We start from the raw sequence: 14,621 nt of genomic DNA on the forward strand, positions 1-14,621 counted from the left end.
ACCGCAGGGCTTGCGGGGATAGTCTGTGGAGCGGACGTAAGACCATAAAACTCCTTGTGGGTGGAGGCAGTTGCTATGAAGCAGAAACCTGAATCGTGAGGTTTGGGAATCGCCGCCCGTTCACGGCGGTGAGGATGTCAACTGGCAGTTATAGATCCGGGGGTGGGAAGCAAAAGACGCGGGGTAGGGATTCGTTTTGCCGGTGGTTATTTAGTCGGGCCAGATAATGGTTTATTTAGTGGTATTTTAAGCCAATCTCCCGCTATATCTGCCGTTAATCTCAATAATTCTTCCTATTGGCGCACCCCTAACCCTAGCACTACTTTTCACGGTCGTGATATTTTTGCTGCTGTGGCCGCTTATTTGGACCGGGAGTACCCCTAGAAATGTTAGGTGAGATTATTGATCCCGATAGCTTGCAACAATTAGCGATCGCTGTTCCGCCAATCGAGGAAGATAAAATCAGGGGTCAAATCCAATATATCGACATTTTTGGCAATTTAATCAGCAATATTCCCGATTATCTCCTAGAAGGAAAAAATTGGTCAGTGCAGTTAGGACAAAAAATTATCCCCGCAAAAAACACCTACAGTGATGTTCCTTCCGGGGAAATAGTCGCTTTTATCGGTAGTCACGGGGGGTTAGAAATTGCCGTCAATAGTGGGAGCGCCCAAAAGCAATTACACCTAAATATTGGCGATGCGATCGAGGTTAGAATAGATAGGAGTCAGGAGACAGGAGATAGGAGTCGGGTGATAGGGTGATAGGGATTTAGGGGTTTAGGGGGTTGAGGTGTTAGGGTTTTAGGGTTTTAGGGTTTTACTTGAAATTCCCCCACTACCCCACTACCCCACTACCCCACTACCTACTGATAACTGATAACTGATAACTGATAACTGATATAGCCTTTTAATCAATTCTCATACTGATATCTAACCAAGTAGAACGGGTAATTGGGGCGCTAGTAGAAATATAATCTACTCCTGTTTCGGCCACGTTGCGAATGCGATCGAGGGTAATATTTCCCGATGCTTCTATTTTGGTTTTACTATTAAAATTGCGGATCATCTCCACAGCAGTTTGCATCATCTCTAAATCCATATTATCTAACATAATGATCTCTACCTCCTGCTGCAGAGCTTGATTCACCTCTTCTAATTGACTGGTTTCCACCTCAATTGTGAGAGGATAGGGCATATTTTGCCGTACACGACGCACTGCTTCCTCAATGCTGCCCGCTGCTTGAATATGATTATCTTTAATCATAATTGCATCATCTAACCCCAAACGATGGTTAATAGCGCCACCGATACCGGAGGCATATTTTTCTAAAATTCGCAATCCGGGGGTAGTTTTGCGAGTATCCACCAATCTTGTCGATAAATCGGCAATTTTCTCCACATACTGACGAGTGGCACTAGCAATCCCACTCAAGCGCATGGCAAGATTTAAAGCGACTCTTTCCCCGATTAACAACGCATCGAAGGAACCTTCTATCTCGGCAATAACTTTAGACTTGGGGCAGAATTCCCCCTCGGCAACGGTGGGGGTAAAGTGAATAGTGGGGTTAAGCAGTTGAAAAACTCGTTCAGCTACGGGTAAACCAGCAATAACTCCCGCTTCCTTGGCAATCCAACTAGCTTGACCAATTTTAGCATGACCGAAGAAAATTGCTTGGGTGGTGCGATCGCCTCTACCGAGATCTTCTCGTAACCAGTTTTCTAACAAGGGATCAAGGACTAATAGGGGCGGTAACATAGAATTTATCGAAACAATCGGGACGTATTTATTTTAAGTCTAGGAATGTTTGACATTTTTGTAAACTTTCTTTAATCGAAACTTATCCCCTCATAGATTAACTCGATCGCACAGTGAAAATCGAGACTAGATAGAATAATTTCTTCCCCTTGACTATAAGCGCAGTAAAACCAAATTTTATCTTCACCGCGACGATAAACCTCAACACTGATCGATTCAGGATCGACTAAAACGTATTCTTGTAAACTAGGAATCTGACGATAATATTGTAACTTTTTAGTGCGATCATAGTTTCCTGTGCTAGGGGAAAGCACTTCAATAATCACTTGTGGATGTTGAATAAAATTACGAGATTGTCTATCCCTAAAATCGCAACTAATCACCAAATCGGGATAAAAATAACGACTATTACTAGCTTGGACTTTCGCATCAGATACATTGACTCGACAGCCTCGCGGACGGAGATGAAGTCTTAAAGCGGTGTAAAAATTTAAGGTAATATCATTATGGGGCAGACTACCCCCAGTCATGGCGATAATTTCCCCATCAATGTATTCATGGCGCAATTCCTGTGTAGCTTCCCATTCTAGATACTCTTCCGGGGTCATTCTTTCTGGGTATTGAGGTTGAGCGATCATTTTTCTTTTTCCTTGTCAACTAACTAAATTAATATCCCATTTCCTTTTTATGTTATACCATTTTCTCAGCCGAAGATTGAAGAATAGTCATAAAACCTCTTGCATAATTAATTCTTGAGGGTTCAAAAACCTCAAAAATAAGGATTAAATCGCATAAAATCTATAAATAGACCATTTAATTGATTATTATTCATTCTTAATTCTCCTGACTACTGACTACTGACTCCTAACCCTAACAACAATTTTTGATTTTTACAAGAGGTCTATAATTAAGCGGCGACTGATTACCCTAATGATAAGATGAAGAGACAAAGCATTATTATCGCAGGTCGCTAAGATGACGAAAACAGTTGCCGATATCATGACTCCCAATCCCATCACCGTCACCGCTAACACTTCTCTGTCTGAAGCAGTGAAGATTTTGGCCGAAAAGCGGTTTAGTGGTTTACCCGTGGTGGATGACAATATACGACTGATTGGGGTTATCTCCGAAACTGACCTTATGTGGCAGGAAACGGGAGTAGAAGCTCCTCCTTACATTATGCTGCTCGATAGCGTCATCTATCTACAAAATCCTAGCCGTCACGAGAAATTACTCCATAAAGCTCTCGGTCAAACCGTGGGGGAAGTAATGACCGATAAACCTATTAGTATCACAGCTGATCGCCCTTTGAAAGAAGCGGCCTCGTTAATGTATGATCGTCATGTGCGTCGTTTACCGGTGATTGAGGAAGAAACCCACAAAGTAATTGGTATTATCACCCGCGGCGATATCATTCGCGATATGGCAAAATCCGAAGCATAATGGCTTTTCTAGGGCAAAAATTAACTAAAAGGTCTTGAACAAATGAATCAATCTCAGGAAACGGTTACTTATTCCCTAGAAACTATCTTGACGCGGATGGAGGGAAAAATCGATTCTTTACAAAAAAATGTGACGGATTTAAAGGTAGGACAAGCGGTGTTAACGAGAAAAGTCGAGGGAATAGAAAATCGACTAAACTCATTAGAAGGAAACCAAAAATATCAGGTTTGGGCATTAATTGTCCTCTTAGCTGGGGCAATTGTGAAAACTTTTTTTTCCCTCGATTCCCCCTTAATCCCCCCTTAATAAGGGGGGCATCTGATAATTTTTAACGCCTACCTACTTAAATTCTTATTTCCCTGGCAATTTCTCTAAAAACTATCAGGATGAAGCGCCGTCAATTTCTCACTACTACTGCCCTAACTGCTGTTAGTTTTTCCCTAATTCCCAGAAAAGTTGTTAGCAATAATTTTCCTCTAATTAAACCGCCACATCTACAACCGGGGGACGGAGTGGGGATTATTAGTCCGGCGGGGGCAACTTTTAAAGAAGATGATTTAAATATAGTTATTGAAGCAGTTAAAGCTTTAAAATTAGTCCCAAAAGTTGGTGAATACGCTTTAGATCGTTATGGTTATCTAGCCGGTAAAGATAGGGAGCGAGCCTCGGATATAAATCGATTTTTTGCTGATGATAATATTGCCTTAATTTTACCAATTCGCGGCGGTTGGGGAAGCGCTCGTTTATTACCTTATCTCGACTACGATTTAATTCGTCGTCATCCGAAAATTATCTGTGGTTTTAGTGATATAACCTCTTTATTGTTGGCTATTTATGCCAAAACTGGTTTAGTTACTTTTCATGCTCCCAATGGCTTTTCTAGTTGGCGCACTGCTCAAACTGAAAGCTTTCGACAGGTTTTATTTTCTGGGGAAAAGTTAACTTTTAGAAATCTTCCCGATCCCGATGATGCTAATCGTTTAATGCAGGTAAAAAATCGCATTCAAACTATTACTAAAGGTCAAGCAAAAGGTAAATTAATCGGAGGTAATTTAACCACTTTAGTCTCAATAGTTGGTTCTCCTTATCTACCAGATTTTACTGGTGGCATCCTATTTTTGGAAGATATTGGTGAAGATGTTTATGAAATTGACCGCCTGTTAAATCAATTAAAGTTAGCGGGAATTTTCGATAATTTAGCTGGGTTTATCTTCGGTCAATGTAGCAATTGTAGTGCCGATAGTGACTATGGTTCCCTGACTTTAGAAGAACTGATCCGAGAATATATTCAACCCTTAAAAATTCCCGCTTGTTTAGGTTTAATGATCGGACATTTGGAGATTATTGAAACTATTCCCATCGGTATTGAGGTAGAATTTGATGCTAATCGGGGAACAATTACTATGTTAGAATCGGCGGTTAGTAACTAGGGTTGGCTGAATAAATCTAAAAACCTTTTTGGATAAGGCTTTTAGACTTTTTCCCCCTCAAAAAGTGCTGACCATTGGAGTGATCGGGGGTAAAATTCCTGGACTTTTTCCCTGAAAATTAGATAACTGACTATCTCAAAATCGGTAAAACCCCACACCCCACACCCCACACCTCACACCCTGCCTCCACCAACAAACTTTTTCAGCAGCTCCTATATTAATTTTTGGGGTACTGATAAGTAGTTGGAAAAAAGTAAAGTTAACTGTGGGGTAAGGAGTCAGTCCCGATGAAAAAATTTTCACCCCCACAGATGAAAGAGGTTTCTTTCCCCACACCCTCTTTCAAGTCAGAGGAATGTAGCGAAATATACGGAGCGATCGAACCAATTTGTAATATATGTGGCCTATAAAATAGGATGATGCGAGCGTTGTCCACACTTGCATCGGGAGGGAACCGTGACGACTTTTCTGGCTTCGCTCAATTTACTGCCTTCTAGTTCTGCCGCTGCCAATTTTCGGCCTGGAGAATGGACTTTTCCCACACTCTACTCCACTCTGGCTCCTGCTGCCCTAGCAGATTTAGTTTTTTCTCGTTACGAGATTGATGTACCGAAAAATTGTCAATTTTGGCATCGGGGTTTAAGTGATGTGTATCTCCTCGAAACCATGACAACTGCTTACATTTTGCGAGTGTCTCACTGCCATTGGCGCAGCAAAATGGAAATCGACTTCGAGTTAGAATTATTAGATTATCTCGATCGCTCTCAGGTTCCCGTCGCCGCACCAATTCGCAGCAAAAACGGTGATTTATCCCTAGAAATTAATGCTCCGGAAGGGAAACGTTACGCCGTCCTTTTTCCCTATGCTCCGGGGGGAATTGCCATTGGAGATATAGATATAGAACAAGCCTATCATTTAGGGGCGATCGTGGCTAATTTACATCGGGTGACGGCAGATTTTCAACCCCTAGCCTATCGTCATCCCCTCAACCTCAAATATCTTCTCGAGGATTCCCTGCAAATTATCGCACCTTTTCTGCACCAACGACCGAGCGACCTAGACTGTGTTTTAGAAACCATTGGGGAAATAGAGGAAGAAACCGCTAAATTACCGACAGAATCTCCCTATTGGAGCATTTGTTGGGGCGATCCTCATAGTGGTAATGTGCATATCACCCCTGATAATCAGATGACCCTATTTGATTTCGATCAGTGCGGTTATGGTTGGCGAGTTTTTGATATCGCTAAATTTCTGCAAGTTTCCCTACAATCCGGTTTAAATCGCCAGGTTCGCCACAGTTTTATCCAAGGTTACGATCAAACAGTGCCTTTAACTGATGGTGAATTATCTTGTCTTCAGTATCTCACCCAAGCGGCCTATATTTGGTCTTGGTCAATTAGCTTAAATAACCTGCGTTTAACCGATTATAGTCGTCTCTGTGCTAATTATTTTAGTAGCCGTTTGGCCATTCTCAAACGCTTAAGAACCCAAGAATGGGAATTATTCTAAGCAGCTTCGATGCTGCTGGTGACAGCAGGCCCTAACTAACCAAGATCAACTTTCTTGCCGGTCAATGGCCAAACGAGGTATCGATCCCTGTATGCTGGTAAGTATAGATAATCACTAGGTAAAGACTTTCTTCTCCATCTGCCAAAAGTGAAGCAAGCTTTACCGCTCTTGAATAGTCTCTCACAGCCTTACAGACAGATGGTATTATGTCCAGAAGAAAGAAGAAGTTTCCCTGTGGTCACAAGGGTTATGGCCAAGTCTGCCATCATTGCGCTCAACTAGATGCCGCTTGGGAAGAAAGAAAACGTCAAAAAAATGCCTGGGAAGCCACTTTTTCCCAAGATCCGATCGATCTGCGGGAATTACCGAAAAATGTGGTACTTAAAGCTAGGGAAATCCTGCAAGGATTACAAAATCACCGCAATTATCGAGATTTCCACGGTAAACGATTGCGACACGATCGCTTTATTATCAGTATCCCCGTTACCCGCAATTATCGCCTCATCTGTCGCGACCACGGCAATCTCCTCGTCCCAGAAGCGGTTATCTCTCACGAAGATTATAATGTTTGTAAACCGGGTAGGTGAAGCTAATCTTTAGTTCGCTTGGGAAGATTTATCCCTGTTTATAGCTTCCCAATCCGGCAGCCAATTTTGATCGAGGATCTCCTCTAGACTAGCTAACAATTCCACGGGGAAAATACTGGGGTCTAATTGGGTTTCGTCAATAAGCAGATTGCGAGCATCGAGATAACATTTTGCTAAAATTTCCCTTAAATAGGACTTTAAGCTGGGACTATCTTCTAAAAGATCAGCAATTTGTAGGCGAAAATTCCTGATTTCTTTTTTCCATCCCGCTTGGTTGTAATCTCGTTGGGATTGCCAGTAGGTTAACTTCAGTAAATGTTCTAAAAGTCGAGTTAAGAGACTCTTAAGCGCTCGTCGATTATTTTTCCCCAAATCTGCCAACTCCTCTAATAAATTCTGCCAATCTACCGCTTGAAAATCCCCCCGACGCAATTGGTTGATAGTGTTTTCTAACCAAAGTTGATAATCGCTATCGTAGAGATTTGAAATGGTAATATTCATCATTTTTTACTCCTTAATTTCACTGTTCAGAATCCTTGCTGATAGCTTCCCAATCCGGCAGCCAATTTTCATCGAGAATCTCCTCGATATTAGCTAACACTTCCACAGGGAAAATACTGGCATCTAATTGGGTTATATCAATAATTATCTCCCGAGCATCGCTGTAACATTCCTCAAGTATCTCGGATAAATAGGGTTTGAGACTGGGACTATCTCTCAGTAATTTCTTGATTTGTTTCCGAAAGGTTCTAATTTCCCCTTTCCATGCTGCTTGATTATAATCTCGTTGGGATTGCCAGTAGGTTAACTTCAGTAAATGTTCTAGGAGTCGAGTTAATAAACTTTCTAATGCTCGTCGTTCACTTTTTCCCAAATCTGCCAACTCCTCTAATAAATTCTGCCAATCTACCGATTGAAAATCCCCCCGACGCAATTGGTTGATAGTGTTTTCTAACCAAAGTTGATAATCGCTATCGTAGAGATTTGGCCTGGTAATATTCATCATTTTTTACTCCTTAATTGCACTGTTCAGAATCCTTGCTGATAGCTTCCCAATCCGGCAGCCAATTTTGATCGAGAATCTCCTCGAGATTAGCTAACACTTCCAGAGGGAAAATACTGGCATCTAATTCGGTTTCGTCAATAAGCAGATTGCGAGCATCGAGATAACATTCTTGTAAAATTTCCCTTAAATAGGACTTTAAACTGGGACTATCTTTGAGAATTTTTTTGATCTGAATCCGAAAATTGCGAATTTCTTTTTTCCATCCAGCTTGATTATAATCCCGTTGGGATTGCCAGTAAGTTAACTTCAGTAAATGTTCTAGGAGTCGAGTTAATAAACTTTCTAATGCTCGTCGTTCACTTTTTCCCAAATCTGCCAACTCCTCTAATAAATTCTGCCAATCTACCGCTTGAAAATCCCCTCGACGCAATTGGTTGATAGTGTTTTCTAACCAAAGTTGATAATCGCTATCGTAGAGATTTAAAATGGTAATATTCATCATTTTAAAAATGGGGAAAAATCAGGAGTTAAGCTGCTGGTGTCCAAAGTATAGAAGAAATTTGGCTCTTCTAGGTTCTGTGTGATAAGTTTAACTTACATTATGATCGCTCTTTGTGTCCTTTGTGTCTTTGTGGTTCGTTCCACTCCCTCGCTAGGAGGAATGTATCTTAGAATACATTTTACCCACCAAATCCAAGAGAGCCAAAAAACCGCCAAAAAGAGTGATAATAAACCTAGCTACTCCCAGAGTAACAAGGAAAGCCCGATGGTGAAAACAGTCATAGGTGTCGATTTAGGTGGAACCGCTATTAAAATTGGTAAATTTGACCAGGAGGGCAATTGTCTCGAATCTCTCACCTTACCCACTCCCCAACCTGCTACACCCAAAGAAGTCGCCCATACCATACATCAAGGCATTTGTCAAGTAAATTTAGATAAAAGTTGTCAAGCGCTCGGTGTGGGAACGCCTGGGCCGGCGGATGCTCAGGGAAGAATTGCCAAAATAGCGATTAATTTGGCAGGATGGCGGGATATTCCCCTCGCCGATTGGTTAGAAGAAAGTACGGGAATGCCGACAATTTTAGCCAATGATGCCAATTGTGCCGGTTTGGGGGAAGCTTGGTTAGGAGCGGGCAAACGGTTTCAAAACTTGATCCTGTTGACCTTGGGGACGGGAGTAGGAGGGGCAATTATTCTCGATGGTAACTTATTTGTCGGCAGCAAGGGAACGGCCGCCGAATTAGGCTTAATAACCCTCAATTTTGACGGTCCCTTGTGCAATAGCGGTAATCAGGGTTCCTTAGAACAATACGCCTCCCTGCAAGCTATTCGCCGGATGACCGGCAAAGAACCGAAGCAATTGGCGGAATTGGCCGAAAAAGGCGATCGAGAGGCTTTAGAATTCTGGCAGGGTTACGGTTGTTTACTGGGGGCTGGTATCGCCAGTTTACTCTATGTTCTCACCCCAGAGGCGGTAATTATCGGCGGCGGCATTAGTGCCAGTGCTAAGTTTTTCTTTCCCTCTCTCCTCACAGAAATCGAAAGACGGGTTTTACCTAGTTCCAGAGAAGGATTAGAGGTATTAACGGCCGAGTTAGGTAATGGCGCCGGCATGGTGGGGGCTGCTAAATTAGCTTGGCAATTAGTGGACTTGCGCAGGGATTCTATTATGGCAGGATCTGACTAAAATTGTCTGACTTGAAAGAGGGTGTGGGGTGTAGGGTGTGGGGTGTAGGGAAAGAAACCTCTTTCATCTGTGGGGGTGAAAATTTTTTCAACAGGACTGAGTTAATCATGAATAATTAAGTGGCGATCGCAATCGCTGCTCACCGCTCCCTGACGCTGAAATTCGCCTAACAAACGCGTCACCGTTACCCTTGTAGTACCGATAGCATTGGCGAGATTTTGATGGGTTAAACGGATCTTTAAACGACTGCCTTGGGCGATTGGTTCTCCCATTTCCCGCTTTAATAGCTGTAGTAACTGCTGGAGGCGTTCCTCGACTCGTTTGATTCCTGCGATCGCCAGTAGGGATTCCGTTTGTTGTTGACGACGGATCATTTGATTTAACATCATCCTGGTTAATTCCGCCGAATTTTCCACTTCGGCGATCGTGTACCACTTTAGGTACAGTTCCGACAAGGCTCTGGCGTGATAGGATTCCAGATGGGTCAAATTTAAGCCAAAAAAGTGGGATGAATGAACCCAGCCTAGTAAAATTTCCTCCCCACTCTCAGATACTTGACTTAGTTGCGCCATACCCCGATAAACTTGCCAGACTCCATCAACCACCAGAGGAATATTTTCCCCGCGATCATAAAAATGGAGCCGACGACTCTCGCTATAGTCTTCTCGGAAGGGTGAGGAGTTGGGATTATAGGTCAGCAACATGATCAAAGTTCTCCTAGGTGAGGCGCTAACAATTTTAACCCCACTCTACTGTATCAAGGTAAACATTAGGTAATCCCCAGGTTAACAGTTATCAGTGGGTCAGTTATCAGTTATCAGTGGGTCAGTCATCAGTTCACTGATTACTGTTCACTGTTCACTGAAATAATACTAAATCCGTTGAGTAACGCACAGAAAACGGGTTTCTCGGAGAAACCCGTTTTCTGCTCATGTCCCCCATTTCCCTCTCCCGCAGCTGAAAAACCTACAGATTATTAATTTAAAGCATCTTTAAGAGCCGTGCGAGCGGCCAGATGATTGCGGGTTGAGGTGAGAATTTCCGATTCTCGTTGGAGACGACTGACTGTATCGAGCATTTCTAATAAAGCTTGTTGTTCCCCGGCCACACCGTAGAGATTACCCGCCACCCAGTAGGATAATTCCAGGGGAAGACTAGGCAAATCGTCGGGGAGTTCAATTTTTTGAGCGGTTAATTTGGCTGATAGATGGACCACATCCCGCAGCAGTCGATCCACTTCTTTGGCCAGAGGTCGCAGATCTTGGATGGTGGGGACATCTTCAATCCACTCCACCAAACCGACACGATAGGGTTTTTCCCGGACGTATTCTAGGACACGGAAACGCTGTTGACCGATGGTGAGAATTTTTAAGCGATCATCCGGGAGACGTTGACAACGGACAACTTCCGCACAACTGCCGACTTTAGCGATTTCTCCCGTGGCTGGATCTACCATTAAGACCCCAAAACGGCGATCTTCTTCCAATATCGTATTCATCATAATCCGATAGCGAAACTCGAAGATGTGCAGGGGCAGAGGACGACCCGGGAATAAAACAACTTCGGGTAGGGGAAAGAGAGGTAATTCTCTAACGGCAATGGAAGAAGTGGCCATAGGTTTAGTAAAAAAAAACCGATCTTCTCTTATCTTTACACAATACCCCCTGAACCGCTAGGTAAGGGCAAGAGACTCCGAGACTCCGAGGCGGTCGGCAGGAGAGTATTTTATTTATTCTCCCCACCTCCCCTGCCCCCCCGATGTCGGGGGGGTTGGGGGGGTCACACCCCACACCCCACACCCCCCCTCAATGCACTTACTGCATGATATAAATCCTTAAACACGATGGTTAACGGATTTCTGTTACAAACAATACAAAATTATCCAAGTTAAAAAGAATTAAATAACAAATAGAGACTAGGTAAATTACTAAATTTTTGCTAATGACGACGGTATTTTAAAGAATACTTATTGTTAAATCCCGATTTCTTCATTTCTAACCCGCACCAACTAGAACAATTACACCCACAAACCAGAAGGAGATAGATTCGTGGTACAAGCACCTGAAAAAGATGGAACAACTCTCAATAAATTCGAGAAATTTAAAGCCGAAAAAGACGGATTAGCCATTAAAGATGAACTGGATCATTTTGCCCAAATCGGTTGGGAAGCGATGGATAAAACCGATTTAGAACATCGCTTAAAATGGGTGGGGGTTTTTTATCGTCCCGTCACCCCGGGCAAATTTATGATGCGTTTGCGGGTTCCTAACGGCATTATTAGCAGTGAGCAAATGCGCGTTTTAGGGGAAATTGTGCAGCGTTACGGTGATGATGGTAATGCCGATATTACTACTCGTCAGAACCTACAATTACGCGGTATTCGCATCGAAGATATTCCTGATATTTTCCAACGACTAAAATCCGTGAGTATGACTTCGGTACAATCGGGCATGGATAATGTCAGAAATATTACCGGTTCACCCATGGCAGGACTAGACGCGGATGAATTAATTGACACCAGGGAATTAGTCCAAAAAGTCCAAGATATGATTACCAACTGCGGTCAAGGTAATTATCAATTTAGCAATCTGCCCCGCAAATTTAATATTGCCATCGAGGGGGGACGGGATAACTCGGTTCATGCGGAAATTAACGATATTGCCTTTGTTCCTGGCTATAAAGAGGGAGAATTAGGCTTTAATGTCGTGGTGGGTGGCTTTTTCTCGGCTAAACGCTGTGAAGCGGCAATTCCTATGAATGTTTGGGTGAGACCGAATCAGGAAGTGGTGGATTTATGCCGAGGAATTTTGGAAGTTTACCGCGACAATGGATTGCGCGCCAATCGTCAAAAATCCCGTTTAATGTGGTTAATTGATGAGTGGGGAATCGAGGAATTCCGCACGCGGGTGGCTAATCACTTAGGTTATGCCTTGGCAACGGCTGCCGAAAAAGACGCAATCGACTGGGAAAAACGGGATCATTTAGGAGTTTTTCCCCAAAAACAGGAGGGATTAAGCTATATCGGTCTTTGTGTTCCCGTTGGTCGTCTATTTGCCGATGATATGTTCGATTTGGCCCGGATTGCCGAAGTGTATGGTAGCGGAGAATTGCGTTTAACCGTGGAACAAAACGTGATTATTCCCAATATAGCGGCTGAAAATATGGCGACTCTTTTAACCGAGCCTTTACTGGCTAAGTTTACCCCCAATCCCACTCCTTTACAACGAGCGCTCGTTTCCTGCACGGGGGCGCAATTCTGCAATTTTGCCCTGATTGAAACCAAAAATAAGGCTGTGGACTTGATTAGTCAGTTAGATGCCGAATTAAATATCCCCCGGGGTGTGCGTATGCACTGGACTGGTTGCCCTAACTCCTGCGGACAACCTCAAGTGGCCGATATCGGTTTGATGGGGACAAAAGCGCGCAAAGACGGCAAAACCGTGGAAGGAGTTGACCTCTACATGGGGGGTAAAGTGGGTAAAGATGCTCACCTAGGCAGCTGTGTACAAAAAGGGATTCCCTGTGAAGACTTAAAATCGGTGTTAACTTCTATCCTCATCGAGCAATTTGGGGCGACACCGAAGGGTTAATTAACAAGTTTCTCGATGTAGGGTTGATTCATGAATCAACCCTACCCAAACCCCCCCGTTGGGGGCGTGGCGCCGCCCCCAAACCCCGGAGCGCATTAGTTTTTCGGTGAGATGCTTACACGCAGCTGCTGACGCATCTGTAATAATTTAAGAGTCACTCCCCTTGCAGGAGTGCCTGTCCTGATATGTAGCCTATAGTCAACGGATTTAGTATCAGATGGGAATCGTTACTTAGCTTCAAATTGGGCTTGTTTACGAAGTAATTCCCCGATGGTTAAATTGGGTTGGGGTCGGCCATCAAAAACCGTTCCTACCTCAAATTTTTGCAACTGTACCCTTGCCAAATGATAGGCCTCATCGGGTAGGGGAATATAACCAATACTATCTAATAAATTGGGAACTCGATCGAGATAATATTCGACAAATTTCTCTAAAGCGGGATTCTCTTGGGCTTTTTGAGCATTAACATAAATAAACAATGGACGAGATAAAGGCTGATATTTACTATCCTCGACATTGCCGCGAGTTGGTTCAATACCGTTAACTTTCAAAGCTTTTAATTTATCCCGATTTTGTTCATAGTAAGCATGGCCAAAATAGCCTAATGCGTTGGGATCTTGACTGACGGCATTAACTAAAGCTTGGTCATCTTCACTAAAGTTAAAATCCCCACGACTGGCATCTTTGCCGTTAATTACCTCACTAAAGAAATCGTAGGTTCCAGAGTCTTTACCCGGTCCGTGAAGGGTAATCGGTTGGTCGGGCCAAGCGGGATTAATTTGATTCCAACGTTTGATTTTATTCTCGGCCGCTGGTTCCCAAATAGTTCTTAATTCTGTGGTGGAAATATCATCAACCCAGTTATTTTGGGGATTGACTACCACGGTTAAAGCATCAAAAGCGATCGGTAGTTCGATAAATCTTACCTTATTAGCATCACATTCTTTTAATTCTTCCACAGAAATTGGCCGAGAAGCATTATTAATATCCGTTTCTCCCGCACAAAATTTTCTAAAACCACCGCCGGTTCCTGAAATATTAGCGTCAACTTTAACATCAGCCAAAGCTTTGTGGGGAGGATTGGCTTTAAAATCTTCGATAACTTTGTCGGTAATTGGTGCTACGGTACTCGAACCATCAATTTTAATTGGTTTTAGGTCTTGAGGATTAATATTGGCACAAGCGGGTAAAAGTAGAGCAGTGCCTAGGATGGTTGCGACTACTTTGGTCGGACGAGATAGCTGAGTAAAAATTTCTAGCATAGGTGTTAAAAGGAGAAAGTAAAAACGGGTATTGGGGAGACTTTTCAGTTATCAGTGGGGAAGTGGGGAAGTGGGGAAGTGGGGAGAAAAAAGCTGAGGGATGATGACTAAAAACCTTAATCTTTTCTTTGTTGTTTTTACGTCACTACAATGATAGTGAAAGAGAAAAACCTAATCTAAACTGGAAAAGTCAGCGGCTTTACCCGCAACTTAAAACTAATGTTTAGTCAAAATAAATAGTAAAAGAAGAACGTAGGTTGGGTTGAAGCATGAAACCCAACGCCCGCATGGGTTACGCTACCGCTAACCCATCCTACAAATAATTGTGCCTCCCTACTTAAAACTAATG

The 14,621-nt window shown here is 43.0% G+C and carries 15 protein-coding genes and 1 pseudogene; 8 read left to right on the top strand and 8 right to left on the bottom strand.

Annotated features, from left to right (window positions below):
• Nucleotides 1-141: 141 nt before the first annotated feature.
• Nucleotides 142-764, top strand: a pseudogene (locus O9324_RS20130) (SAM hydrolase/SAM-dependent halogenase family protein); the annotation flags it as partial.
• Between the two features lie 145 nt (nucleotides 765-909).
• Here the strand turns inward: O9324_RS20130 and nadC are convergent.
• Nucleotides 910-1,758: a carboxylating nicotinate-nucleotide diphosphorylase gene (nadC, locus tag O9324_RS20135; protein ID WP_288141136.1), complete on the bottom strand. Its 849-nt coding sequence runs from the start codon at nucleotides 1,756-1,758 to the stop codon at nucleotides 910-912.
• A 71-nt stretch (nucleotides 1,759-1,829) separates the two neighbouring features.
• Nucleotides 1,830-2,396, bottom strand: a complete 567-nt coding sequence (locus tag O9324_RS20140) for a Uma2 family endonuclease (protein ID WP_002786458.1) — start codon at nucleotides 2,394-2,396, stop codon at nucleotides 1,830-1,832.
• 337 nt (nucleotides 2,397-2,733) lie between these two features.
• Between O9324_RS20140 and O9324_RS20145 the strand changes: the two genes are divergently transcribed.
• The 5 genes from O9324_RS20145 (at nucleotide 2,734) to O9324_RS20165 (ending at nucleotide 6,727) form a co-directional block, all read left to right on the top strand.
• On the top strand, nucleotides 2,734-3,201 hold the full coding sequence (locus tag O9324_RS20145; RefSeq protein WP_002765452.1) for a CBS domain-containing protein: 468 nt from the start codon (nucleotides 2,734-2,736) through the stop codon (nucleotides 3,199-3,201).
• A gap of 42 nt (nucleotides 3,202-3,243) precedes the next feature.
• Nucleotides 3,244-3,507, top strand: coding sequence for a hemolysin XhlA family protein (locus O9324_RS20150; RefSeq protein ID WP_002765450.1), 264 nt, complete (start codon nucleotides 3,244-3,246; stop codon nucleotides 3,505-3,507).
• 80 nt (nucleotides 3,508-3,587) lie between these two features.
• Entirely contained in the window at nucleotides 3,588-4,631 is a 1,044-nt protein-coding gene (locus O9324_RS20155) for a S66 peptidase family protein (RefSeq protein WP_002765447.1), read from the top strand.
• Nucleotides 4,632-5,087: 456 nt separating this feature from the next.
• A complete protein-coding gene (locus O9324_RS20160) occupies nucleotides 5,088-6,140 on the top strand; it encodes a phosphotransferase enzyme family protein (protein WP_288141137.1) in 1,053 nt (350 codons plus the stop codon).
• A gap of 206 nt (nucleotides 6,141-6,346) precedes the next feature.
• Complete coding sequence (locus tag O9324_RS20165; protein ID WP_002747647.1) at nucleotides 6,347-6,727, top strand: DUF7682 family zinc-binding protein; 381 nt, start codon at nucleotides 6,347-6,349, stop codon at nucleotides 6,725-6,727.
• Between the two features lie 9 nt (nucleotides 6,728-6,736).
• Here O9324_RS20165 and O9324_RS20170 read toward each other — a convergent pair whose 3' ends face one another.
• The 3 genes from O9324_RS20170 to O9324_RS20180 are packed head-to-tail and all read right to left on the bottom strand — an operon-like array spanning nucleotide 6,737 to nucleotide 8,235.
• Nucleotides 6,737-7,231 carry a DUF29 domain-containing protein gene (locus tag O9324_RS20170; RefSeq protein WP_288141138.1) on the bottom strand — a complete coding sequence of 165 codons (495 nt, stop codon included), beginning with the start codon at nucleotides 7,229-7,231 and terminating at the stop codon, nucleotides 6,737-6,739.
• Between the two features lie 16 nt (nucleotides 7,232-7,247).
• Nucleotides 7,248-7,733, bottom strand: a complete 486-nt coding sequence (locus tag O9324_RS20175; protein WP_288141139.1) for a DUF29 domain-containing protein — start codon at nucleotides 7,731-7,733, stop codon at nucleotides 7,248-7,250.
• Nucleotides 7,734-7,743: 10 nt separating this feature from the next.
• Nucleotides 7,744-8,235, bottom strand: coding sequence for a DUF29 domain-containing protein (locus O9324_RS20180; protein WP_052277503.1), 492 nt, complete (start codon nucleotides 8,233-8,235; stop codon nucleotides 7,744-7,746).
• A 264-nt stretch (nucleotides 8,236-8,499) separates the two neighbouring features.
• Here O9324_RS20180 and O9324_RS20185 point away from each other — a divergent pair, with 264 nt between their 5' ends.
• Nucleotides 8,500-9,420, top strand: a complete 921-nt coding sequence (locus tag O9324_RS20185; RefSeq protein ID WP_288141142.1) for an ROK family protein — start codon at nucleotides 8,500-8,502, stop codon at nucleotides 9,418-9,420.
• A 101-nt stretch (nucleotides 9,421-9,521) separates the two neighbouring features.
• Here the strand turns inward: O9324_RS20185 and O9324_RS20190 are convergent, their stop codons facing one another.
• On the bottom strand, nucleotides 9,522-10,124 hold the full coding sequence (locus tag O9324_RS20190; protein WP_288058498.1) for a Crp/Fnr family transcriptional regulator: 603 nt from the start codon (nucleotides 10,122-10,124) through the stop codon (nucleotides 9,522-9,524).
• Nucleotides 10,125-10,396: 272 nt separating this feature from the next.
• Nucleotides 10,397-11,035 carry an LON peptidase substrate-binding domain-containing protein gene (locus O9324_RS20195; protein WP_002765437.1) on the bottom strand — a complete coding sequence of 213 codons (639 nt, stop codon included), beginning with the start codon at nucleotides 11,033-11,035 and terminating at the stop codon, nucleotides 10,397-10,399.
• Between the two features lie 433 nt (nucleotides 11,036-11,468).
• Between O9324_RS20195 and O9324_RS20200 the strand changes: the two genes are divergently transcribed.
• On the top strand, nucleotides 11,469-13,010 hold the full coding sequence (locus tag O9324_RS20200) for a ferredoxin--nitrite reductase (RefSeq protein ID WP_288141140.1): 1,542 nt from the start codon (nucleotides 11,469-11,471) through the stop codon (nucleotides 13,008-13,010).
• Between the two features lie 227 nt (nucleotides 13,011-13,237).
• Here the strand turns inward: O9324_RS20200 and O9324_RS20205 are convergent, their stop codons facing one another.
• The gene (locus tag O9324_RS20205; RefSeq protein WP_288141141.1) at nucleotides 13,238-14,272 is read right to left on the bottom strand and encodes a PstS family phosphate ABC transporter substrate-binding protein; all 1,035 of its coding nucleotides are present in this window, start codon (nucleotides 14,270-14,272) and stop codon (nucleotides 13,238-13,240) included.
• Nucleotides 14,273-14,621 lie beyond the last annotated feature (349 nt).

This window comes from Microcystis sp. LE19-84.1B (assembly GCF_027531875.1).
Lineage (GTDB): Bacteria > Cyanobacteriota > Cyanobacteriia > Cyanobacteriales > Microcystaceae > Microcystis > Microcystis panniformis.